This window comes from Paenibacillus sp. 7523-1, assembly GCF_002276415.1.
In the GTDB taxonomy this organism is placed as follows: domain Bacteria; phylum Bacillota; class Bacilli; order Paenibacillales; family Paenibacillaceae; genus Paenibacillus; species Paenibacillus illinoisensis_A.
Genome location: NZ_NPBR01000019.1, coordinates 38,491 through 61,024, shown reverse-complemented (window position 1 = coordinate 61,024; position 22,534 = coordinate 38,491). Strand labels below are relative to the sequence as shown.

Here is a 22,534-nt window from a genome sequence, read left to right as displayed (position 1 = left end):
TCTTATGACCATCATAATGAAGGAGGGGACATTCGTGGCTTTTATCCCGTTAAACTGTCCCAATTGCAACGGAAGAATTGAATACAAAGAGGGTGAGATTTTAAAGTGTCCCTATTGTGAAACAGAGCTTTTATTGAAGCAAAATCCTGTCTATCACGTAGACCAGACCATTAATCATTACCACGGAACGCCCCCAAAAACAGCACCGACGCTGAACGTCTCTGTAAGGCTGCTGCTGATATTGATGCTGCTCCTGACCGGGGCCATCGGCACTTATTTTTATTACAGCGTCAGCTCCACTCATCCCCAAGCAGAAGCCAATCTGCCTGTGCGGAAGATGCCTGAAAGCGAGGTTCTGCTCTCCTTTTTGCGGGATATCTTCGATAAAGGGTCTGCCCTGCCGACAGAGGAGGAATTGGCTCGCATTCGCTATTTAACCGTAGAGCATTCGGAGAATGATCAGTGGAAGTTTACATATAGCCTCTCCGACCCCTTCAGCGATGAACAGGCTGAGAAGATTACTTATGTTACGCAGGACAAGAAACTGAATAGCCAGCAGATTGATCAGCGAGATTTTGAAGCTTTTAAGGGACTAACGGCATTGGACCTGACGAATACCTACGAAATTTCCCAGTCGAACCAAACCACGTTTGCTCATATGTCCGGATTAAAAAGCTATGGAGGTGCTTTTAACGAATCTTTCAGCACGTTTTCGGACTTCTTTGGTGACAAGTCCAAAGTTACGGAGCTTTCCACTCAGGTTCGCAGCAATCAGGAATTGGCCCTACTGCTGGAATTCCCTAATCTGAACTCGTTATCCATTACCTATGTGGATGAATCGGTAACGGATCTTTCTTTGTTGAACAAACTGCCGCTCAAGTCCCTGTCGCTCACCTATATCAATGAACTGGGATGGTTGTCGTCCATGACCGGGCTGACTTCCCTGTCCATTAATTACAGTGAAGCCACAGACCTGCAGCCGCTGTACGCCTTAACTCAGCTTCAGGAGCTCCGGCTTTCTTATTTAACCAACGTAAAATCCATCGACTTTGTGCAAAATATGCCTGCTCTACAAACGTTAGATATTGAAAATGTAAACTTCTCCAGTCTGGAGCATCTGACCGGCAAGGCTTCCATCACGAAATTACGTCTGGCTTCTCTAAGTCAACTTAGTTCAGTAAAGCCCATCAATAGCCTATCCTCTTTGCGGGAATTAACGTTGTCCGGCTACTACGAGAATGCAGAAGTCCTGACACTGCCTAAAGTAGAGCGAGTGGAAATTCCGAGCTCCTTTCTCCCCGGGCTGAAGGCGCCTGACGCAACCAGCCTGACGCTCCGTGGCGGAAGTGGAGAGTTGAATTTGGCGGCGCTGGGGAAATTTCCGAAACTTAAGCAACTCTCTCTCTCGGAGGTCAGTGAAGTAACCGGACTTGGCGCACTGGACGGCTTGTCCAGCTTAGAGGCCCTAAGCATTTACGACTCGTCACTATATAAGGAGAGCGATGCTTTATTTCGTTTGAAGCAGGTCAAATCTCTGATGTGCTCCGAGTGTAGGCTGAACTTTGAACAAACGGCCGCCCCAGAGAACAGCGTGCTTGAACATTTGACCTTAGAGCAGCCGTATTTCAGCATAAACAACACCTCTGTTAATGAAATTGACCGCATGATGCCTTACTTTGCCAAACTGTCCGCTCTGCGTTCCTTCACTCTGCAAGACAGCAATTTGGCTTCTCTCGAATTTATGAGTAACTGGCAGGCCATAGAAGAGCTTCATCTCGAGAACAATGCCATTTCCAATATCGAGACCCTAAGCCAGCTGCCTAATCTGCAAAAGGTATATCTGTCCGGTAATTCCGTACAAAACAAATCTGTGCTTGGTACGGGTGTGCACGTATATTAATTACCGCCTCACTCCAGAATTACTCACAAATTAATGAATGGTATTAAAACAAAGACAAGAAGGGGTTCGAGAATCATATATGAATTCTCGAACCCCTTCTTTTTATGTTTAGCCTTTAACCAACATCGCCACCGACTCCACATGCACCGTATGCGGGAACATGTCCACAGGCGTTACCTCAACCGTCCTATAACCGCCATCCTCCAGTACACGCAGGTCGCGTGCTAAAGTGCTTGGGTTACAGCTCACGTACACCACGCGCTCCGGCTTCATCTCCAGAATCGTATCCAGCAAACGTGGGTCGCAGCCCTTGCGCGGCGGATCGACAACGATGACGTCTGCTTCGATGCCTTGCTCTTTCCAGCGCGGGATGACGTCTTCGGAGGCACCAACTTCGAACTTCACGTTCTTCATCTCGTTCAGCATCGCATTGCTGCGAGCGTCTTCGATGGCTTCAGGCACGATCTCCACCCCGTACACCTGATCCGCATGCTGCGCGAGGAAGAGAGAGATCGTACCGATGCCGCAGTAGGCATCAATGACCGTCTCTTTGCCGCTCAGCCCAGCGTACTCCACCGTCTTCCCGTACAGCACTTCCGTCTGCACCGGATTCACCTGATAGAATGAACGCGGAGATATGGCAAACTGCACATCTCCGATATAATCGTAGATCACATCACGGCCCCACAGGACGCGGGTTTCATCTCCGAAGATGACGTTGGTCTGTTTCTTGTTCACGTTCTGACAGATGCTCGCCACATGCGGGATCGCTTCACGAATACTGCCAATCCATTCATCCTTATGCGGAATATCCCGGCCATTGGTGACCAGGACGAGCATCATCTCACCTGTGCGGAACGCCTTCTTCACGACCACATGACGCAGCAAGCCGCGGCCTGTCTCTTCGTTGTATGCGCTGATTCCCAGATGACTGCCGATCTCCTTCACCTTGGCTACCACTTCGTCGTTGTGCTCATGCTGAATAAGGCAGGTCTCCATATCAATGATCCGATGGCTTCCTTTGGCATAAAATCCACCCACCAAGCCGCCTTCGGTCACGCCGATTGGCACCTGTGCCTTGTTCCGATAACGCCACGGCTCGTCCATACCCATGGTAGGCAGCACACGAATACCTTGCGCAGCAGCTTCTTCGTTCATGACACCTTCCAGCCGAAGACGAATACGATTGCTGCCGTTCCCTTGTTCTTCGGAAATAGCTGGTTCAGCTGCCTGATCCACATTCTCTTCAGCCAGTCTATTCTGGTTCTCTTTATCACCCTGAGCGTCTGCATCCTCCACCATCACGTTCAACTTCCCGATCCGCTGCAAATTATCCACTACCAGCTGGCGCTTCCACGCAAGCTGTCCGGCATAGCTCATATGCTGGATCTGGCACCCGCCGCACTGATCGTAGATCGGGCAGGGCGCGGACACGCGATCCGGGCTCGCCTTCACGATCTCCAGCAATTTGGCGTAGCCGTACTGCTTCTTGGTCTTCATCACACGCACGCGCACGGTTTCACCCGGAAGTGCACCCTGCACGAACAACGTGTACCCGTTCGCACGGCCTACACCCTCACCGTCATGGTTCATGCCAATGATGTCGATGACGGTCTCTTCGTTTTTGCTGACCGGAAGTCCTTCGATTGGCGCGGATTCACGTCCACTTCCCTTCGGACGAACGGCAGAAAGAGATGCGCCTTGTGGCCGCACCTCTTTCCCTTGCTGACGTGATGATGGACGAGATGATTTACCTGGCTGACGGGATGCCATCGCATTCCCTTGCTCCTGAGAGGCAGCCGAATTCCGGCGGTTTTTTCCACGACCGCTGCGGTTCGTATTAGACAACGTACATTCACTTCTTTCTTCTTATATATCACCCCACGCATGGGGAGTTCATTCCACTTCATCTTTTCAATTTCACCCTGAGATTATACGTGATCCCCACGCAGACGGCAACTGGAAAAACGCACTGCCACCGCGCCACCACCTATTCTCTTAACGATACAGCAGCAGGTGATGCTGGAGGTTCTGGAACGTCGCAGGCAATGTGCCGCCAAGCTCCCCATCCAGGTTCAGCTGTACGTATCCCGGCGATGTCACTTCCATATAATCCGTCTGGAAATGAAGCACTTTCTTATCGTTCAGATGTTCCCCGCGCAGCGCGAGTGTAACGAGGCGGATCATGTCGGCCAGATTACATTTGCGCACACCGATGACATCGAACATCCCGTCGTCTATCGTCGCCCCTGGTGCAAGCTTCTCGAAGCCCCCGACAGAATTCGTGTTGGCGATCAGGAACAGCATGAATTCGTCATGAATTTCTTCCTGGCCTGCCGCGCGGATAATCAGCTCCTGCGGTGACAGGCTTGCCATCTTCTCGATGCCCTTCATATAATAGGCGAGCTGTCCGATCATCGTTTTCAGACGGCTTGGCACCTCGTATGTCAGTTCCGTCAACGAGCCACCGCCTGCGATATTAATGAAGTATTTATCATTTGCCTTCCCTAGATCGAGCGGACGAGTCTGCTGATTAATGACCAGATCCACATAATCCTCCCACTGTCTCGGGATCCCTAGCGCACGCGCAAAATCATTCGTTGTTCCCAAAGGGAATACACCCAGCGGCGGACGATTCTCCCGCTCGGCCATGCCGTTGATGACTTCGTACAGCGTACCATCGCCGCCAGCGGCAATAATCATGTCATACCCACGTTCAATCGCGAGCTCTGCTTCCCGGGTTGCATCTCCCTCACCCGTTGTTGCATGTACTGAAGCTTCAATTCCGCCTTGATCCAAACGCTGCAAAACATCAGCCAGACGTTTCTTCATTTCTTCCCGGCCTGAGGTCGGATTATATATTAAGCGAGCCTTTTTCATCTCATACGCCACCTATTCCACATTATCCATGAGTCTGAACGACCCCATTTTCTTTCTTCTTGCGAGCGTCCACAACCGGGGAACATTTTACATGATCACCCACGTCCGTTAATCCTGCCCGAATCTTCATCCATATCTATATCTATGCATAAGGAATTCCATCTGATTCCAAAGCCTTTATATTCTATCATATCATCAAATGTGAAGATGTCCTAGCCTGTAACGGATTTAAGCCTTCCCGCAAGCATATACCATCTTATTTTACACAGCCAACGATTTTCTCTTCAACTGTATTTAACCCATTTCATAGACACCCATTCTGCCCGTCTGACAAGAATTTAACCTTTATCTCCTTCAAAAAGCACAAAGAAACGGCTCCGAATCACGAAGCCGCATCCACGTTACCTTATATTTTACATTCATCATCGGTTTAGAAGCCGATTCGTCTGCCAGCTCGAAGCTGTTTGTACCAGAAATACACGGTGCAGCCCACACAATAACCGAGCAACGCAGCACTTGCGGCAAGCAGAAGCATTCCGGAGAACAGATAACCGGCTACCTGCCAGCTCAAGGAGAAGGAGATGAGAGCAAGAGACAGGAACACGATGGCCAAAATATTATTGAAGCGCTGCAGCTCCACCGCCTGGGTTTCCGTACCTTTTCCCTTAAGCACAGCCTTCCCGATCTGGACAAACAGATTCAGCTTCCCGCCAGAGGCGAGCCCGACCACCTGAATGATCCATAACGCACCCAAGATCAGCGGTTGATTGAACCCAAACGATAGAAGTACAAACAGCACGATCCCGACCTGATTCGCTTTGACATAACGCATAGGCACTTCCCGCATCCTCATATCTCCTTATTCCCATTTTATTAGTTGGTTTTATTGTAATCGGGATTGAAGTTTTGAGCAACAGAAAGATGATTTGAACATGTGCATATCTTATTACAGGATGGTATAATCCCTTCGGAGTGCATCCCAATGGGGTGTAGGAACTTTCGTTACGCTTTTCCAATCGGTAAAAGCCCGGTCTAATGCCTCGATTTCACCAAAAGAACCTGCAACCAGCTTATGCACCGGAAGCATGCTGTAGATCTTCAGCAAAAGGTACAGCAGCCGCTTATGCTTGCGGATCAGCTTCGCCTGTGCTCGCGGAATCATGGCGATGCCCATTGCCTCCAGTACAGCAATTCCCTCATCCAAGGCACCGATCATGTGCAGGAGCTGCTCTCGGTTTCCCTCCAGCTTCTTCAACTCTCGCTCTTTATTGAAACTTACTGCATTCAACATCAGAATCGGGATGAGGTGACTCTTCAGCCAAGCGTCAATATCCTCACTCACATCCAGCTTATACTTTGCTCGCGCAAAGGCCTGATTCAGCAGAGGCTGAAAAGAAATCTTACCGTCCAGTGCGCCAATCACCATTAGCCCCTTTCCTCCGCCTATGGACATCATTCGATCTTGGTGACGCTTCCCGCCGCTAACGTGAAAACCAAACGCAACTTGCTTATCCACTGGGCTGTTGTCTTCGAGATAGGTCTGCATGCTTCGTGCATCTGCATTGTTTCCTACAATCACGATGTTGGTGCTCCGGTTATTCGCGAGAATAGGTAACACTGATGGAAAATCATTATATTTCATGACCACAAAAATGAGATCGTAAACATCTTCTGCCTTTAATTCTCTTGTTACCCGAACCGGATCAACCGTCGTTCTAAACTGAAATACATGCCGAATGACCACGCCATCCCTCTCCAATTCCTTAGCCCGTTTCCCTCTCGCCAGAATGGTAACATCATTTCCTCCACGTACCAGAACGTGGGCCAGCTGACTGCCTAACACACCCGCACCATAGACCAATACTTTCATTCGATTCTCCTCAGTTTCGTAATTTATGAATAATCGTTGCTTTATGAACAGTTGTTGATAAAATAAGAGTATCAAAGCCGCTTTCGGGCTTCAATCGCTAAAAAACCCGCTTTCGTTGAATAATCAACGAAATACTCCTTTTTGTTGAAAAGCGTAAGCTATTTATAGAGAGATATGCAGAAAACGAAGAAACATGTAGAGGAGGCGCCATGGATAGACGCGTACTTAAAACCAGAAAGGCCATCATGGAGGCTTTTGTCGGATTGCTGGATGAGAATGATTTCGAGCAAATGACGATCAATGATATCGCAGATCGCGCCAATGTTAACCGGGGAACGATCTATCTGCATTATACAGACAAGTATGATCTGCTGGACCGCTGTATCGAGACGTACCTGCAGCAATTGGTGGACAGCTGCATGATCGATCATTATCCAACGCCAATGACGGCAAAGGACGCGCTGCTGCGAACCTTCCTTTATCTCGAGGAACATGCATCCATCTATACCACCCTCCTTACGAAAAAAGGAATTCCCGCCTTCCGGAGCAAACTCATGACGATTATGATTCAGGGCGTCGAGGAACAGATGGATGCGTGCGGCGTTCAGGGAGGCATGAGCAAAGAGATCACTATACAGTTTCTGGCTTCTGCTGCCGTGGGTCTGCTGGAATGGTGGATTATGAATGCCATGCCTTATTCTGCAGAGGATATGGTCGACCAATTAATTGCGTTATTGGAGCTCCATCTGAGCCTGCCTGCACTCGTGGTTCAAGGATAAGCTCCACCTCAAGCAACACCAGCAATAAGAAAACCACGTCCGGCGGACGTGGTTTCCTTGTCTATAATTTTAAAGTGCTCGTCCCCTTCTTAAGAAAGGGCCTTACCCTCATTACATTTGTCCAGTAAAAGTTGAATTTGACGCTCGAGCCAGTTCCCAAGGAGCGGATGCGGCAGCAGCGTCTCACCGCTGTAAGCATAGTCCAGTTCCTTCAGCCTGCCTGGAATGACGTTCATGGTAAAATAACCAGCACTCAAAAACAGCGGCGCCACAATAACGCGGGTTCCCTGCTCCTGGCTCCAGTATTTTGCCTTGTCATATACACTCTCCGGATTGAGGAGTGCGTAATCCGTATGGGCAACGCCACTGACATCCTGTACCCGCTGCGCGAGTGAGGATATGCCTGTCTCCCAACGCTGACGGAATCCATCGTGAATGCTCCCGTGCCCAACCAGTAGAATCGTCTCCTGCTTCGGCTCTCGGGACAGCGATTTCACCTTATCCCACACCATCACGGCAATATCCGGGTCGTTATCCACAGGATAACCGAAGTGTACCCTTGCAGTTACCTGAAAGGGTTCCAGATCCGTTTCCCGTTCCGGTGCTTCCTTCGCGCCGATCGCATATTCAATCTCATCCACATGAGTGCTGCCAGACGAAACGAATAGCGGTACGACCAATATATCGGTTACGCTCTGTGCTTCCAGTCGGTTGATACCGTCCTGGATCAGGCGTCCTTCCACAAGTTCAAGAAATGAAGCTTCAATAGGCAGATCGTCAGGCAGATTAAGCCGGGAGACCGCGTCATCGACGGATTCTACCCAGGTCTGCTCCTGAGAACCGTGACTAATGATCAGTACACCCGGTTTCTTCATCTTAGCGACCCAGACGTTCTAATGTCATTTTATAGCCATCATTGCCGTAGTTCAGGCAGCGCTTCACACGGGAGATCGTAGCTGTACTAGCTCCTGTCTCTGCTTCAATCTGATTATACGTGTTGCCTTTGCCAAGCATGCGAGCTACTTCCAGCCGCTGGGACATGGATTGAATCTCGTTTACCGTGCAGAGGTCATCAAAAAACACGTAGCACTCCTCAATATCTTTCAGAGTGAGAATGGCCTCAAATAGTTGTTCAATACTTTTATCATTTAGCTTTTTCAGCTGCATTTCATCATCATCCCCTAGCGGTTACTGTGTACCTTCATTGTACTCACACTGAGTTGGTATTTCAAGCGTTAACGATTTCACGCACTACAGAATAAAAATACATGTTACCGCTTACATTAGGCACTATTGTCCTCCACACGTGGACACCAACCGTAATTCCTGCGATATATCCCATTTTTCACCTGTATATTCCCGATTACTTATGTAGGGATTTAACCCTTATAATTGTTACAATTTTGTGTACAAACTTCCCTTTTCGATGATTATGATCCTCCCTTGTCCCCTGCGCCCAATTCCGCAAATATCCCGTTTTCCGTGACACCCGCCTACGCCGTCTCTCCGCGAATGACATACAGTATAGCAAAAGGGAGTTCCATCAAGGTCTGTTCACGCCTATTGGACCTGACAGTTGAAGGAACGCATTTCCGAAATCCAATATAGAAGGAACGTGATCGTTCATGCCACAGCATTATTATCATCGCCAGCCCACACCACGGCAGCGTCCGTCTTCCTATTCACAGCGACAGGCGCATATTTCTGCCTATGCTCCGCCCGGTGCGGTACAGCGTTCATTGAATGAAACCCCAGTTCAGCCGATGTACCCCGGAGTAGAACCCTACTATCCAAGCTACGGTGAAGTAGAGGCATCTGCACTTGTACCTTACGGGCAAGGGGCACCTGGCGGAAACTTTCTGGGGGGCGGCGCTCCGGTTGCTCCAGTTCCAGTAGAGACGCCTGCAGCTTCAGGAAGTTCCGGGTTCTCGCTGGCTAATCTCGGTGAGTTGAAAGGAATGATCGACCGCTTTGGCGGAATCGACGGTATCATGAGTGGAATTGGTAAGATGCAGAAGGTCGTTGGCGGCATTCAGCAAATGGCCCCCATGATGAAGCTTGTTATGGGCATCCTGCCTTTTGGAAAAGGGAAAAACAAGAGCAGTCCCGCCGAGGCCGACTATGAGGAATATACGCCGCCCCGGTCTCGCCCGCGCAAACGCCGCAAGAAGTCTAATACGACTACGCCACGTCGCCGCAGTAGTAATACCACTCGTCGCAAAACAACTTCCACCAAGCGCCGTCCCTCAAGCAGCAAACGTTAACCATTTCCTCAGGCACCTCTCCTTGAATAAGGAAGGTGCCTTCACCTTTTTTACGAGCATGCCCACTTATTGCCTTAGCTGAACACTCCTATCCGATATAAAGTATCTCAAACAAAAAAATTCAGGAACCTATGTTCCTATTTCTGTGAATTAAGGTATACTGAGTAGTAGATAAAGGAGGCGGACCATGGAACTGTTTAAGGATAAATATACGCCCGCATTAATTGATCGGACCGGCGAACTGCTGCTTCAATTTTACCCTGCCCTGGACAAGGCACACTTTCGTGATCTCGTATTTGCCGAAGGCTGGGAACAGGCAGAATTCAAGGCACGTATTCGGCGCATTACACTGGCGCTGACCGAAGTACTTCCCTCTTCCTATGAGGAGGCGCTGCATGTCCTCGAACAGGTGGCACCGCAGCTGCGAGGGGTCGAGTTTTTATTTGTCCCTGATTTTATCGAGGTAAACGGACTTTCGCCTGAACATTATGAATTGTCCATGAAGTACCTGACGGTCTTCACACCTTATTCCAGCTCGGAGTTTGCGGTGCGCCCGTTTATTGAACGATATCCGATTGAGACGATGAAACGAATGATGGAATGGACAAGCAGTGAGAATGAGCATATTCGCAGACTTGCCAGCGAAGGCAGTCGCCCTCGTCTGCCATGGGGTTCCAAGCTGCGCAGTTTGATTGCAGATCCAACGCCAGCCCTTCCCATTCTCCATGCCTTGAAGCAGGACGAGTCCCTCTATGTACGGAAAAGCGTAGCAAACCATCTGAATGATATTTCAAAAGATCATCCTGATCTGGTTCTGGATCTCGCCTCCACCTGGTTCGGTCAGCATCCACATACCGACTGGATTGTCCGCCACGCAAGCCGCTCGCTGCTCAAAAAGGGGCATCCCAAAGCACTTGCCCTCTTTGGCTATAATGAACAGGACGCGGTACACATTGAGCAGCTTCAGCTTGCACGGGATACAATTGCCGTTGGTGAAGAGTTGGAATTCTCGTTCGATGTGGTCAATGAGAGTGGGCAGCCTCAGATGCTGCGGATTGAATATGAGATTGGATATATGAAGGCGAGTGGCAAGCAGGCTCCCAAACGTTTCAAATGCTCGGATAAAACATATCCTGCGGGGAGAAATAAGGTCGCTACGAAGCAATCGTTCAAGGTGATCACCACCAGACGTTACTATGCCGGGCTTCATACTTTGACAATCGTGGTCAATGGACAACCCACTGCTTCGGCAACTTTTGTGCTTGAATAACAACCCGATTACGTCAATGAGTTATTCACAGCCCACAACACCGGATAAAAAGATATTCACATGTGGATATCCTTGATATTCCCCTTAACCGAATGCATGTCTGGTCACAGACGCGCTTCGGTTATTTATTTTTCCCCTCATTTCCCCTATGTACGTCTCCAAAATCATCTGTTGACTTGGAGCATACTCCAAGTTGTACCATTCGGAGATCATCACCCACATGCTTCACCATTATTAGTGAAAAGAGGAATAAACGATGCAAATGAAAAAGACCGCCCTCATTACGGGAGCAAACAAAGGAATCGGATTCGAAACGGCACGGCAGTTGGGAACTATGGGTTATGCTGTTCTCCTCGGAGCGAGAGATATGCGCAAAGGCGAGGAAGCCGCACAGAGATTACTCAACGAGGGCATCGAAGCCTATGGAATCGAGCTTGATGTTACCAGTCAAAAAACCATTGATACAGCGGTCAATCACATTGAACAAACGTATGGCTCGCTTGACATTCTGATCAATAACGCAGGGATCTCTGTGGGTGGAGCTACCCCACCAAGCTTAATCGCTGTGGATGATATACGAGAAACCTATAACACGAACTTCTTCGGCATGATATCCGTAACCCAGGCCATGTTACCCTTAGTGCAGCGGTCTCCTGCAGGACGAATCGTTAACCTGACAAGTGGTCTGGGCTCACTCGCCTATAATAGTGATCCCGAGCATGAACATGCACAATTCAATCTGCTCGCTTACAACAGCAGCAAAGCAGCCGTTAACATGTTTACCGTTACTCTTGCCAAGGAATTCAGAGATACGTCTCTTAAGATTAACTCTGTCGACCCGGGTTTTACAGCAACCGATCTAAACGGTTTCACAGGAACCAATACCGTGCAGCAAGCAGCTGCTACGATTGTGCAACTGGCTGTTCTCGGAAGCGATGGCCCAACAGGAGGATTCTATGGGAATAATGGAGAAATACCTTGGTAAATTCAATACTGAGGAGTTGCATGACATGCATGACATACCCGACATCGTTACATCGATTCGCGAAGCTGCCCTGCATACGGGTCTAACGGAAGATACAATACGCTATTATGAAAAGGTAGGTCTGCTCCCCTATGCAGAACGCAAAACAAACGGCCATCGGCAATACAGTAAAGACCAGATTCTCGGCATTATTTTTTTGACCAGACTCAAATCCACAGGGATGACCATCGAACAGATGAAGCATTACCGCGAGCTGTCTGAGCAAGGTGCCGATACCCTTGCAACCAGGTATGCGATCCTGGAGGAACACCAGCGTAAGATTCAACAAGACATATCTAATTTGAAAGAAACATCAGAGATTATAGCCTATAAGCTTCAGCATTACCAGGAGCTTTCAGAACATCCTGATCTTGAAGATACGAACTGCGACACCGGTGCCTAAATCGCTCCCAATAATCACTCCATTTATGAAGACACAAGCGATGATCCCTTTTGCGCTGCTACAACAGACAAAAGAAGATCATCGCTTGTTCACATTTTATTTACTTATCCATATTAGATTTTCTATAATAAATCCTTTATTTGAACCATCCGCGCTTCACAAACCAGGCCACCATGCTCCCACCGAGCACAAACATCAGCAGCAGCACGGCACCATACCCGAACTTCCACTGGAGCTCCGGCATATAGGCGAAGTTCATGCCATAAATTCCGGCGATCAGCGTCAGCGGCATGAATACCGTTGTAATAACGGTGAGTGTCTTCATGATCTGATTCATCCGGTTGGAGTTCAGGGAAATATAACTGTCCCGCAGGTCTGAGGTCATTTCCCGGTCCGCCTCGATCATGTCCGTCAGCTTCAGCAGATGGTCATAGATATCCGTAAAATACGCGGTATGTTCCCCCGTCCGCTGCACATGCTGCGAGTTGATGACCCTGTAGAGCAGATCTCTCATGGGTACCACGGTTCGTCTTAACTTCAGCAGCCGGCTGCGGAGGTCAAACACCTGATTCATCAGGTCCTCTACCGACTCCTGACTGCCCCGGTTTTCCAGTTCTGCAAGCTCATCCTCAATCGCAAACAGCGACGGGAAATAATGATCGACAAGCTTGTCCATCACAGTATACGCTGCAGCCACCGGTCCACGCGCCCAGATGGTCCGTTCATGTGCATGATGCAGTATGCGTTCCCATGCTTCGTCCACTTCTTCCAGTACACCATGATGAAAGGAAACAAGGAAGTTCGATCCCAGAAACAAATCCACTTCTTCCGCTTCCAGAGTAGTTGGATTAAGCGCATGTAACACAAGAAACTGCAAATTATCGTAGTAATCCAGCTTCGGGCGCTGCAGCACATGCAGACAATCCTCGATCGCCAAGGGGTGAAAATGAAAATATGTATCCAGCAATCGGCTTTCTTCCTCCGAAGGCTGGTTAAAATCTGCCCAGACCCAGGCATAATCCTGGAGGTCCAGCTGTGTCAGGGGTATGTTAATGGAGACCTGATGATCTCGTGTGATGGCGAGTGTACGAATCATAAATTAGACCACGTCCTTGTCCTATATCCTTTACGCTATTGTATAACTTAATCCTCGAACCGTCTCCTGCCATCGCATAACCCCTTATTATCCACAAAATCACTTGCTGCAAGGACAACAAAAAAAGCCAACCCTGTTGGCTTCTCTCATTCCCTATCCACAGTTCCCTGTATCCACAGGATAATCTAACGTTTGGTTTATCATTCCACGGATGGCTATCCACATATCCAGCCTGTCCACACGTTCATGCACAGGCTTCTCTATCTTATGATTATAAAATTGTCCACATATCCCGATATTCACACAGTTATGAACAGTTGTGTCCGTCGGTCCTTAGTCGGCTTTTTCTTAGAAAATAATCCAGTACAGCAAGCCTGCCAGTACAGCCGTAATCGGAATGGTTATGAACCACGTAATAATGATACGTCCGGCCAAGCCCCATTTGACAGCAGAGAAACGCTTCGCTGAACCTACACCCAGAATAGCGGATGTAATGGCGTGCGTTGTACTTACTGGAAGATGCAGCAATGTTGCCGTGAATATAACGGAAGCCGCAGACAAATCGGCAGCAAAACCGTTGATCGGTTCAATTTTGAAGATTTTGGTTCCCATCGTTTTGATGATTTTCCAACCACCGATGGAAGTACCCAGTGCCATCGCCGTTGCCGCAGAGATTTTAACCCACAGCGGAACATCAAGATGATCCTGTACACCTGCTGCTACGAGTGCAAAAGTAATAATCCCCATGGCTTTCTGAGCATCATTTGTACCATGCGTGAACGCCTGTAGTGCCGCCGTGAAAATCTGTACCGTCCGGAAACCCTTGTTCACGGTGTGAGGACTGCGTTTAGCGAAAATATATTTGAGAATGGTCATGACCACATAACCTATGGCAAATGCAATCAGCGGGGATAGCAAAAGTCCCTCGACAATCTCAATGAATCCGCCCCATTTCACTTTATCGGAACCTGCACCGACGAATACTGCCCCGGCAAGTGCTCCAATCAATGCATGTGAGGAAGAAGAAGGAATACCAAACCACCAGGTCACGAGGTTCCAGATAATTGCGGCAATCAAGGTGACTATGACGACCTCGATCCCGTTATCCAGCTTCGTGGGGTCTGTAACGCTTCCTCCGATCGTCTTCGCCACTCCTGTAAACATCATTGCACCGACAAAGTTCATCACCGCAGCCATGATAATGGCACGTCTTGGAGTCAGCGCCCGTGTGGAGACCGAAGTTGCAATGGCATTCGCTGTATCATGAAAACCATTAATGAAGTCAAACGCCAATGCCAGGAAGACGACTATACCTAATACCCAAATCGTTGTTTCCATTATTCTCTGGCTCCTTAAGAATTACGCATAATGATGGATTCCAGCATGTTGGCTACGTCTTCACAAGCATCCGTTGTCGTCTCAAGACGCTCGTAAATCTCCTTGCGCTTGATCAACTCAATCGGATCAGACACGGTAGCGAAGAGATGCTTGATACACATGCGCAATACTTCGTCTCCCTGGTTTTCCAGATCATTCAGACGAATCGTATATTCGCGGATCGCCAGCAATTTTTTCTGGGACAGCAAATGGATCGCTTTTTGAATTTCGTAAGCCGATTGGCGCAAAATCTCAGCGAACTGCACGATGAATTCATCCGGATCAGTCAATTGGTACATATAGAATCGGGAAGCCGTTGCTTCAAGCCCGTCCAATACGTCATCTAGAGTTGTTGTCAATTCCATGATGTCATCACGCTCGATCGGCGTAATAAATGTTTTGTTGAGTTCCATAATGATCGTATGCACATAGTCATCACACTTGGACTCGTATTTTTTCATTTCATTAGTAAACAGAGTTACATCCTGAAGGTTGGAAACATGCTCAGAGAAATAGTCAGCTGCTTGTACGACAGTATCCGCCATATTCTCTAATGTTTCGAAAAATATATCCTTCTTCTTAAACTTCATCGTTCTATCCCCTTTACGAGAAATTGCTGATAACCTTGAAACATGAAATGACAACCTTTGATATCTTATCATATTTGTTTCATGGTTTGTACAAAAGGTGCGATCCTTTTTTATATTCTTATCACATTAATCTGAAATGAATCTTAATTAATTGGAATCGATGGAAAAATGATACTGAAATTTTACACTGCGTTTACATTTCATATACCGACAGGATTCGACTTTTGTTTTTGATCAGCATATTCAATGAAGCAAGCGAAGGAAATTGATCTTAATAAGATCTTAATTTTGAACTTGATTTTGGACTTCAATATGGCTGGCAAAGTCGGGTTGGTTTGGAACAATACTGATAAAGGTTTGGCCTGGAACCAGAGCTGCCTCTGTCCCATTTTGCACAAAACGAATAATATCACCCGGTTTCTTCACCCACTGACCCCGAACCATCTTCCCTTTTTGGAAAAGCATTGCTTCTCCGCCCTGATCCACATTGACGGACAAACGGCCAACGCTGTCGAGCACCTTGTGATCTGCACCCGCTACAATAATATTCGCTGCTCCAATCTGCTTTCCATTATCCTGATCCTGATCGGGCTTGCCATTCACCAGTCTCATATATCGTCCGCTAACTTCATCATAATCATACGTCACCCGGTAACTATCCAATAAATAATGAATATCGAATTGAGCTGCAGGTTCTCCTGCTGAAGTGGAGCCTTCCTCATTATAGATGTAGACGGGAGACTCGGTATCGTGGCTATACCCCTTGATATCCGCTCCCTCTCTAAGCTTGTCCGCTGAAGTATACAGATTGTGAGGTGCCTTACGGTCCGAAGATCGCCAGAAGTAAGGCCCGCTGTTCGAAATTTCATCCATGTGCTGCTTCTGCTGCTTTTGCAAAATGGAATAAGCGTCCGGACTGCCGCCCGCATGTACAAGTACACCATCGTAACTCTCGCCCAGCTCAATCAGATACGGACGAATGCTGCGTACAGGTCCTACAGTCTCTGCACCGCCCTGACTCTGGAAGATCGCAATGAACCGGGTAATTCCGCCCTCTGCGAGCACCTCAATAATGATATCTGCCGAGCTCAGACCGGACTGGGGCCGGGCTGCAGGTGCATTGTTAATCATGACTGCGAGCGGTCTCTGCGTAACAGCCTCCTCAACCGGCAAGCCAGTCAGCGGGGCGGTGAACAGCGGAGCTTCCGGTTCTTGTGTCTCTTGCTGCTCTTCTACAGGCGCAGGCACTGCTTCCGGCTCCGGCGGCTGCGTTGCCTCCTTACTTTGACAAGCTACCAGGCTTATGGCGAAAATCAGCAATGATGCAGCAGAGGCTGCCTTATTCCATTTTAATGACTTCAATCGTTGTACCTCCTGTACAATGGCCTAGGTCTAAGGTGTGATGATTTCTGGATGTGGATAACCATTTCACGTTTTTCTTTCCATTTAATCACACGCGCCACCATTTGTCTTCGATATAAAGGCGATTTTCTACCCCGGAGTCAAGGAATTGAAACGATGAATCGGAATTCATTTATGTCTTAAATGTGAACTCATCAAAGCTTACTTAAAATTTGAACTAGATTGTGATTTTTATCACAAACAAAATGACTTTTGAACTATACAATAAAGACATCAAAGGTGATCACTTAGAAAAACCAAAACAAACAACACACACTAGATTCCATGAAGGAGTGGTTTATATGTTCAGCTTCAACCAATGGCTTAGAGAAAACAAAGTGGCAATGTGGATTTTGACAGTACTTCGGGTGTATATCGGTTATGACTGGATGACTCACGGATGGAGCAAACTGACAGGCGGCTTCGAGGCTGGAGGCTTTCTTGCCGGGGCAGTAGAAAAAGCAACAGGTGATCACCCCGCAGTTCAGGCTTGGTGGGCAACGTTCCTTGAGAAATTCGCAGTACCGAATGCCGGATTGTTCGACTTCCTTATCCCTCTCGGCGAATTCTTGGTAGGTCTTGGTCTCATCCTTGGCTGCTTCACAACACTGGCTGCACTGATGGCCCTCGTGATGAACTTCGCGTTCCTCTTCTCGGGTACAGTGAGCACGAATGCACAACTGGTTCTGATGCAAATCTTCCTCGTCGTTGCTGGTGCCAATGCTGGTAAAATCGGTCTGGATCATTGGGTACTGCCTTACCTTCGCGGATTGTTCAGCCGTAACAAAGGGAATCATCCCAAAGGTACACCAACGATAAATACAGCTCAAAAAACAGCGTAACGTTCAGAATACCATATCAGCCCTGCTCCCCATCCCCCGGGGAACAGGGCTTTTTCATGCCTGACTTGCCCCTGCACAGAATCACGTATTATGATGAACACATAGATTATGACCAAAGGAGTACTTCTAATGCCCACTCAACGCCGTCTTGAGACTGAAGCCGACTTCCAGGAAGCCATGGATATGAAGTACAAAGTCCGGGTTTTTCAGGATAACCACCAGATTGATTCCGGTGGTATCATTATCCGTTTTGACAGCAAAATGATTGTTGTCCAGTCCAGTGTCAGTGAACTTGCCTATCATTCCCGCACCGACTGTGAGTTCTTCGAAATTCGAAAATAGATATAGGCTTGCACCAAAAAAGGTTCCTCTGCCCAGAATATTACTGGGTAAAGGAACCTTTTGTTTTTATTATTCATAAGTGGTTCATGTCTGAATGTCATCGTATAGTTAGTACCTTACTGTACAGGTATCCCTCTTGTCTGCTCCAAGTTACACGTCGTCACCGAATTGCCAGCAGTTTAAACTAAGTGTTCCATACGGATAAGACTGGAACAAGCGCTTCGCTTTTCGGGACATGTCTGCTGTGCCCATGGCATAGAACAGGGGAGCCAAATGCTCCGTTCCATAAGAAGGTACCGCAGTCCGGGCATTCGGAGCTTTTTTGTCATATTGAAACAGCTCTCTCGTGTTCCACTTCTCCAGCCGCTCTTCCATCCAATCATCGAACTCTACCGCCCAATCCTCGGGTGCATCTTCGTCACTACCGAGTAGTCGCAGATTATGAACGGTACCGCCACTGCCTATGATCAGTACATTGTCATGACGCAGCTGTTCAAGCATCCGGCCAATATCGTACTGCTCCTGCGGTGAACGCAGGGAATCTACAGACACGACAACGACAGGGATATTCGCCTGCGGATACATATGCAGCAGCGGCACCCAGACTCCGTGGTCCAGACCTCTGCCTCGAACAGGCTGATGCGGTAGATTACTGCGGGTAAAGAGGGCACAAATCTCACTCGCGAGTTCAGATTGTCCTGGCGCCGGATAATCGATTGTATACATATTAGAGGGAAATCCGTAGAAATCATGCAACGTCTGATGTGTATCGTCCATCGTCACGGATGGCTCGGGACAATCCCAATGCGCCGTAAATACGACAATGGCTTTTGGAGCCGGCAGCCTGTTTCCAAGCTGGTTCAGAAATTGAGTGTAGTCATTGCTCTCTACCGCCATAGCGGGAGAACCATGCGCAATGAAAAATGCGGGTAATGTCATTGCTGCCAACCTCCAGACACGGATAGAATGGTCATGCTTCTATACTACTCCTCTATTCTACCGCTTAGAAGACGCTTTTCCAAGCTGACATCCCGAAACGGCCCAATCACGCAATCCGGTGGTTCTCCGCTCTATGGTTGAGTTACAACTACCAGCCCACCTCCATCCAAGCCGTTAGATCATCCAGTGCTGCCAATCCTGTTCGATCTTCTGACGTTCACCGAGCCATTCTCGGGTACGCGAGATCAGCTGTTCCCGCTCTTTGCCGGAAGAGAAGGTATGATCCCCCTGAAAAATAATCTCTTTGTCGCAGCGCCCTTCCTGACGCATCCAGAATACCTTCTGATACAGGAAAGCATAGTCTACAGGAATGATATCATCCGACGTTCCGTGCACGACCAGAACATCGCCGTTAAACTTAACGGCTTCCTGGAACGGTTGATGCTCAGCCAGAGACTCGAAGAAAGCCGGCGTGAACTTGTAGGCAAGATAATCAGCCGAGCCCTGCTTCACGCCCAGATCGTACACCTCACGTCCCGTAATCTTCACGATGTCATTGAACGGATATCCCACGGCAGACCACATCACCAGATTCTTGACTCGTTTATCACGAATGGCTGTGAGAAGAGCAACTGCTCCGCCCAGACTGTGACCGATTAATGTTACACGGGTCGGGTCTACATCACTGCAGTTCACCGCGTAATCCAGGACTGAACGGGTCTGTGCGATCATGGAATCTAGCCCTTCAGCTCCATATTCACCACTGCTCTCCCCGCAGCCGATGTAATCGAAGCGCAGCACCAGGTATCCATCCTCAGCCAGTTCACGTGCGGTCTTCACGAACAGGCGGTCCACGCCAATCCGACTGCCAACAAAACCATGACAAATGACCGCCAAAGGCACACGCTGCTGGTGGTTCCCCTCCTTGATATCCTTAACCACAGGATAATGAATCGTGGCTGTTAGTTCTTCCTGTCCATGACGGATACTGATCTGACGCTCCATGCTAATTTCCCCTTTCCATTCTTGCCGTTACTCGTTCATTCATTTGATTGTATATAAATCCGATAAGTTTAATGTGTATTAAGATGTTATTAGTATAATATCATCCTGCGAACCTCAAGTCAACGTGAGGAAACCCCTGTTGAAGGGACTATTTTTCATTTGGAAAAAGAACGTTATGAAATCTTTAGATATCGCGTGTATCTTCAATGTATCGGCAAAAACATGCCCTGAGTGAATGAAAAGAAATTGAATTCCTCCATGCATTCTTGTTTTTACGACCATGGAAATTTTAGGTACAATATATACTCAACTATTTAAAGGAAACGGAGACGGCAGTAAGGAGTAACAGCCTTGAACACAACTGCCAGGAAATCAACATGAACGAGACGATTTTAATTGTAGATGACGAAAAGGATATTGTGGCGCTGATTCATCAGACGCTCACGCAGGAAGGATATAACGTGTCCACGGCATCAAGCGGCACCGAGGCCTTACAGCTTCTCGGTAATCCGCCGGATCTGATTCTGCTGGACATTATGATGCCCGGCATGAGCGGGTTCGAGCTCTGCCGGCTGATTCGGGATGAGGTGAGCTGCCCCATCCTCTTTCTCAGTGCGAGGCAGGCCGAAATGGACCGGATTCAAGGGTTATCCATCGGTGGCGATGATTATATGACGAAACCGTTCAGTCTTGGGGAATTAAAGGCAAGAGTGGCTGCCCACTTGCGCCGTTCCCGCCGCGATGGCGTTCAGCCGCGCGGGAATGAGCCTGCGTTTTACAGATACGGATCTTTGCAAATGGACCTGAAGGGGCGCACGGTGATGATTATGCAGCATGCCATCCCGCTCACGCTTAAGGAGTATGATCTGGTGGAACTGCTGGCCACGCATCCAGGGCAGGTTTTCTCCAAGGAACAGCTGTATGACCGCATCTGGGGTCTCGAAGCAACGGGGGATACAACCACAATCACGGAACATGTCAAAAAAATAAGGGCCAAGCTGGCAGCAGCTGACCCGGATCATGCGTATATCTCGACGGTATGGGGTGTCGGGTACAAATGGGAGCCCGTACGATGATTAAGGAACGCTGGCCGATCAAAAAACAACTCGTCTGGGCATTTGCACTCGTGATGGGGATTAGCATCGTATTGACACTTCTGACCTGGGCAGCGGGGATAACGTTCCTCTTCTCCAGCCAATGGCTGCAGCCTGCCAACTATTATGAATCTCAAATCCCCGATATTCAGCACACTGTGCAGGATCAGGCGAAGCAGCAGATCAAGTGGACCGACACCACCAATCAGGCCAAGCTGGAAAAGCTGCTCCCTCCGGAAGGCATCACCTATCAGATTGTGGATACCCGTGGAAGCAGAAGATACGGAACGATTCAGGAGCAGATCGTGGAGAATGAAGTGGATCTGCTGAGCAGGCTGAACAGCAAAACAATCACAGATAGTACACTTGGGTTAGGCGGATTGGTTACACTCATCTCGCCTCTAAGCGGAGATCACGGAATGTATTCAGGAGCTCTGGTGCTCCAGTACCGATTGGAAACCAGCCCTTCTCCATCCATATCGCCCGTCTGGACAAATACGTTTCTCGTACTTATGCTGGCTTCTCCCTTCGTATACATCGCGGCAGCGACCTGGTTTGTGGCTGGAAGAGTGGGTCGCAACGTGAACCGGCCGATCCAGGACCTCATTCTGGCTTCCAAACGCATCAAGGAGCAGGATCTGGACTTTATTTTGGATAACCACGCGTCGAATGAGCTCGGACTTCTCTCCGCCTCCTTCGAGGAAATGCGCAAGGAACTGAAAAGCGCCCTAACCCGGGAATGGAAGCTTCAGCAGGAACGGAGTGAGCTGATGGGTGCGATCAGCCATGATTTCCGCACGCCGATGACGGTGATTCAGGGGCATGTGGAACTGCTTAAGGATTCACCCGCACATGTTGTACATACTGCCGAAAGCATGAGCAACCATCTGGACGTCATTGACCATAATGTGAAGCGAATTAATCGGCTCATTCAGGATATGACGGTAGCCGCAGGTACCGATTTTGATTATTTTCCGCTTCGCCGAGAACCAGTGGATCCTTCCTCCTTCTGGGAGATGAAGCGGCGGGAGATTGGTTTCCTGTGTTCCAGTCAACGTGTGCATTTGAAATTCAAACTCGTGGATCGAAGGCCGGACAGTTCTTCGTCCCTTCAGCTGGATGTACAACGGGTGGGGCAGGTGCTGGATAACTTGGTGGTTAACAGCTTACGTTATGTACCCCCGCGAGGGGAGATCAGACTACATGTGGATATACAGGATGTTCATATCATGCAGGTCACTGTCTGCGATACAGGCCCCGGTTTTACCGAAGCGGATCTGCCGCATTTGTTTGACCAATTCTATCACGGCTACCAAGGGCAAACCGGACTGGGCCTGTTCACCGCCAAACGAATTATAGAGAAGCACGGTGGAACCATACGCGCCAGTAACCTGCCTGAAGGTGGTGCCTGTATCTCTTTTACACTCGATACGGCAGGGTAATCATGGAGTCCATGTA

At 48.6% G+C, this 22,534-nt stretch carries 22 protein-coding genes; 10 read left to right on the top strand and 12 right to left on the bottom strand.

Annotation, left to right across the window (positions count from 1 at the left end; translation table 11 throughout):
* The first annotated feature begins 34 nt into the window (after positions 1-34).
* Positions 35-1,900, top strand: a complete 1,866-nt coding sequence (locus CHH60_RS20825; RefSeq protein ID WP_095360952.1) for a leucine-rich repeat domain-containing protein — start codon at positions 35-37, stop codon at positions 1,898-1,900.
* A 108-nt stretch (positions 1,901-2,008) separates the two neighbouring features.
* On the opposite strand, the gene rlmD is transcribed toward CHH60_RS20825, so the two are convergent.
* The 4 genes from rlmD to CHH60_RS20805 all read right to left on the bottom strand — a co-directional run bounded on the left by rlmD (position 2,009) and on the right by CHH60_RS20805 (position 6,650).
* The gene (gene rlmD / locus CHH60_RS20820; protein ID WP_095360951.1) at positions 2,009-3,748 is read right to left on the bottom strand and encodes a 23S rRNA (uracil(1939)-C(5))-methyltransferase RlmD; all 1,740 of its coding nucleotides are present in this window, start codon (positions 3,746-3,748) and stop codon (positions 2,009-2,011) included.
* Between the two features lie 150 nt (positions 3,749-3,898).
* Complete coding sequence (locus tag CHH60_RS20815) at positions 3,899-4,780, bottom strand: diacylglycerol kinase (protein WP_095288492.1); 882 nt, start codon at positions 4,778-4,780, stop codon at positions 3,899-3,901.
* 430 nt (positions 4,781-5,210) lie between these two features.
* On the bottom strand, positions 5,211-5,627 hold the full coding sequence (locus CHH60_RS20810) for a DUF4395 domain-containing protein (protein ID WP_095360950.1): 417 nt from the start codon (positions 5,625-5,627) through the stop codon (positions 5,211-5,213).
* A 99-nt stretch (positions 5,628-5,726) separates the two neighbouring features.
* Positions 5,727-6,650, bottom strand: a complete 924-nt coding sequence (locus tag CHH60_RS20805; protein ID WP_095360949.1) for a ketopantoate reductase family protein — start codon at positions 6,648-6,650, stop codon at positions 5,727-5,729.
* 209 nt (positions 6,651-6,859) lie between these two features.
* On the opposite strand from CHH60_RS20805, the gene CHH60_RS20800 reads away from it, so the two are divergent.
* Positions 6,860-7,429: a TetR/AcrR family transcriptional regulator gene (locus tag CHH60_RS20800; RefSeq protein ID WP_095360948.1), complete on the top strand. Its 570-nt coding sequence runs from the start codon at positions 6,860-6,862 to the stop codon at positions 7,427-7,429.
* An 89-nt stretch (positions 7,430-7,518) separates the two neighbouring features.
* Here the strand turns inward: CHH60_RS20800 and CHH60_RS20795 are convergent, their stop codons facing one another.
* The gene (locus CHH60_RS20795; protein ID WP_095360947.1) at positions 7,519-8,304 is read right to left on the bottom strand and encodes a sirohydrochlorin chelatase; all 786 of its coding nucleotides are present in this window, start codon (positions 8,302-8,304) and stop codon (positions 7,519-7,521) included.
* A 1-nt stretch (position 8,305) separates the two neighbouring features.
* Positions 8,306-8,596, bottom strand: coding sequence for a YerC/YecD family TrpR-related protein (locus CHH60_RS20790; protein ID WP_017690665.1), 291 nt, complete (start codon positions 8,594-8,596; stop codon positions 8,306-8,308).
* Between the two features lie 458 nt (positions 8,597-9,054).
* On the opposite strand from CHH60_RS20790, the gene CHH60_RS20785 reads away from it, so the two are divergent.
* The 4 genes from CHH60_RS20785 to CHH60_RS20770 all read left to right on the top strand — a co-directional run bounded on the left by CHH60_RS20785 (position 9,055) and on the right by CHH60_RS20770 (position 12,390).
* Positions 9,055-9,693: a tyrosine protein kinase gene (locus CHH60_RS20785; protein ID WP_176476150.1), complete on the top strand. Its 639-nt coding sequence runs from the start codon at positions 9,055-9,057 to the stop codon at positions 9,691-9,693.
* A gap of 187 nt (positions 9,694-9,880) precedes the next feature.
* Complete coding sequence (locus tag CHH60_RS20780) at positions 9,881-10,963, top strand: DNA alkylation repair protein (RefSeq protein WP_095360946.1); 1,083 nt, start codon at positions 9,881-9,883, stop codon at positions 10,961-10,963.
* Positions 10,964-11,219: 256 nt separating this feature from the next.
* Entirely contained in the window at positions 11,220-11,948 is a 729-nt protein-coding gene (locus tag CHH60_RS20775; protein ID WP_095360945.1) for an SDR family oxidoreductase, read from the top strand.
* A 25-nt stretch (positions 11,949-11,973) separates the two neighbouring features.
* Complete coding sequence (locus tag CHH60_RS20770) at positions 11,974-12,390, top strand: MerR family transcriptional regulator (protein ID WP_095361018.1); 417 nt, start codon at positions 11,974-11,976, stop codon at positions 12,388-12,390.
* Positions 12,391-12,526: 136 nt separating this feature from the next.
* On the opposite strand, the gene corA is transcribed toward CHH60_RS20770, so the two are convergent.
* The 4 genes from corA to CHH60_RS20750 all read right to left on the bottom strand — a co-directional run bounded on the left by corA (position 12,527) and on the right by CHH60_RS20750 (position 16,815).
* Positions 12,527-13,486, bottom strand: coding sequence for a magnesium/cobalt transporter CorA (corA, locus tag CHH60_RS20765; RefSeq protein WP_095360944.1), 960 nt, complete (start codon positions 13,484-13,486; stop codon positions 12,527-12,529).
* 348 nt (positions 13,487-13,834) lie between these two features.
* Positions 13,835-14,824, bottom strand: a complete 990-nt coding sequence (locus tag CHH60_RS20760) for an inorganic phosphate transporter (RefSeq protein WP_095360943.1) — start codon at positions 14,822-14,824, stop codon at positions 13,835-13,837.
* A gap of 14 nt (positions 14,825-14,838) precedes the next feature.
* Positions 14,839-15,453, bottom strand: a complete 615-nt coding sequence (locus CHH60_RS20755) for a DUF47 domain-containing protein (RefSeq protein WP_095360942.1) — start codon at positions 15,451-15,453, stop codon at positions 14,839-14,841.
* A gap of 282 nt (positions 15,454-15,735) precedes the next feature.
* Positions 15,736-16,815, bottom strand: coding sequence for a DUF3048 domain-containing protein (locus CHH60_RS20750; protein ID WP_095360941.1), 1,080 nt, complete (start codon positions 16,813-16,815; stop codon positions 15,736-15,738).
* 341 nt (positions 16,816-17,156) lie between these two features.
* Between CHH60_RS20750 and CHH60_RS20745 the strand changes: the two genes are divergently transcribed.
* Together CHH60_RS20745 and CHH60_RS20740 are read left to right on the top strand one after the other, a co-directional pair.
* Entirely contained in the window at positions 17,157-17,696 is a 540-nt protein-coding gene (locus CHH60_RS20745) for a DoxX family protein (protein WP_095360940.1), read from the top strand.
* 129 nt (positions 17,697-17,825) lie between these two features.
* A complete protein-coding gene (locus CHH60_RS20740; RefSeq protein WP_095360939.1) occupies positions 17,826-18,038 on the top strand; it encodes a hypothetical protein in 213 nt (70 codons plus the stop codon).
* A gap of 150 nt (positions 18,039-18,188) precedes the next feature.
* On the opposite strand, the gene CHH60_RS20735 is transcribed toward CHH60_RS20740, so the two are convergent.
* Together CHH60_RS20735 and CHH60_RS20730 are read right to left on the bottom strand one after the other, a co-directional pair.
* Positions 18,189-18,977 (bottom strand): DODA-type extradiol aromatic ring-opening family dioxygenase, encoded by a 789-nt coding sequence (locus CHH60_RS20735; protein WP_095360938.1) that lies wholly within the window; start codon positions 18,975-18,977, stop codon positions 18,189-18,191.
* 174 nt (positions 18,978-19,151) lie between these two features.
* On the bottom strand, positions 19,152-19,982 hold the full coding sequence (locus tag CHH60_RS20730) for an alpha/beta hydrolase (protein ID WP_095360937.1): 831 nt from the start codon (positions 19,980-19,982) through the stop codon (positions 19,152-19,154).
* Positions 19,983-20,359: 377 nt separating this feature from the next.
* Here CHH60_RS20730 and CHH60_RS20725 point away from each other — a divergent pair, with 377 nt between their 5' ends.
* A complete protein-coding gene (locus CHH60_RS20725; protein WP_095360936.1) occupies positions 20,360-21,058 on the top strand; it encodes a response regulator transcription factor in 699 nt (232 codons plus the stop codon).
* Positions 21,055-22,518 carry a HAMP domain-containing sensor histidine kinase gene (locus tag CHH60_RS20720; protein WP_176476149.1) on the top strand — a complete coding sequence of 488 codons (1,464 nt, stop codon included), beginning with the start codon at positions 21,055-21,057 and terminating at the stop codon, positions 22,516-22,518. The genes CHH60_RS20725 and CHH60_RS20720 overlap by 4 nt, the downstream gene beginning before the upstream one ends.
* Positions 22,519-22,534: the final 16 nt, after the last annotated feature.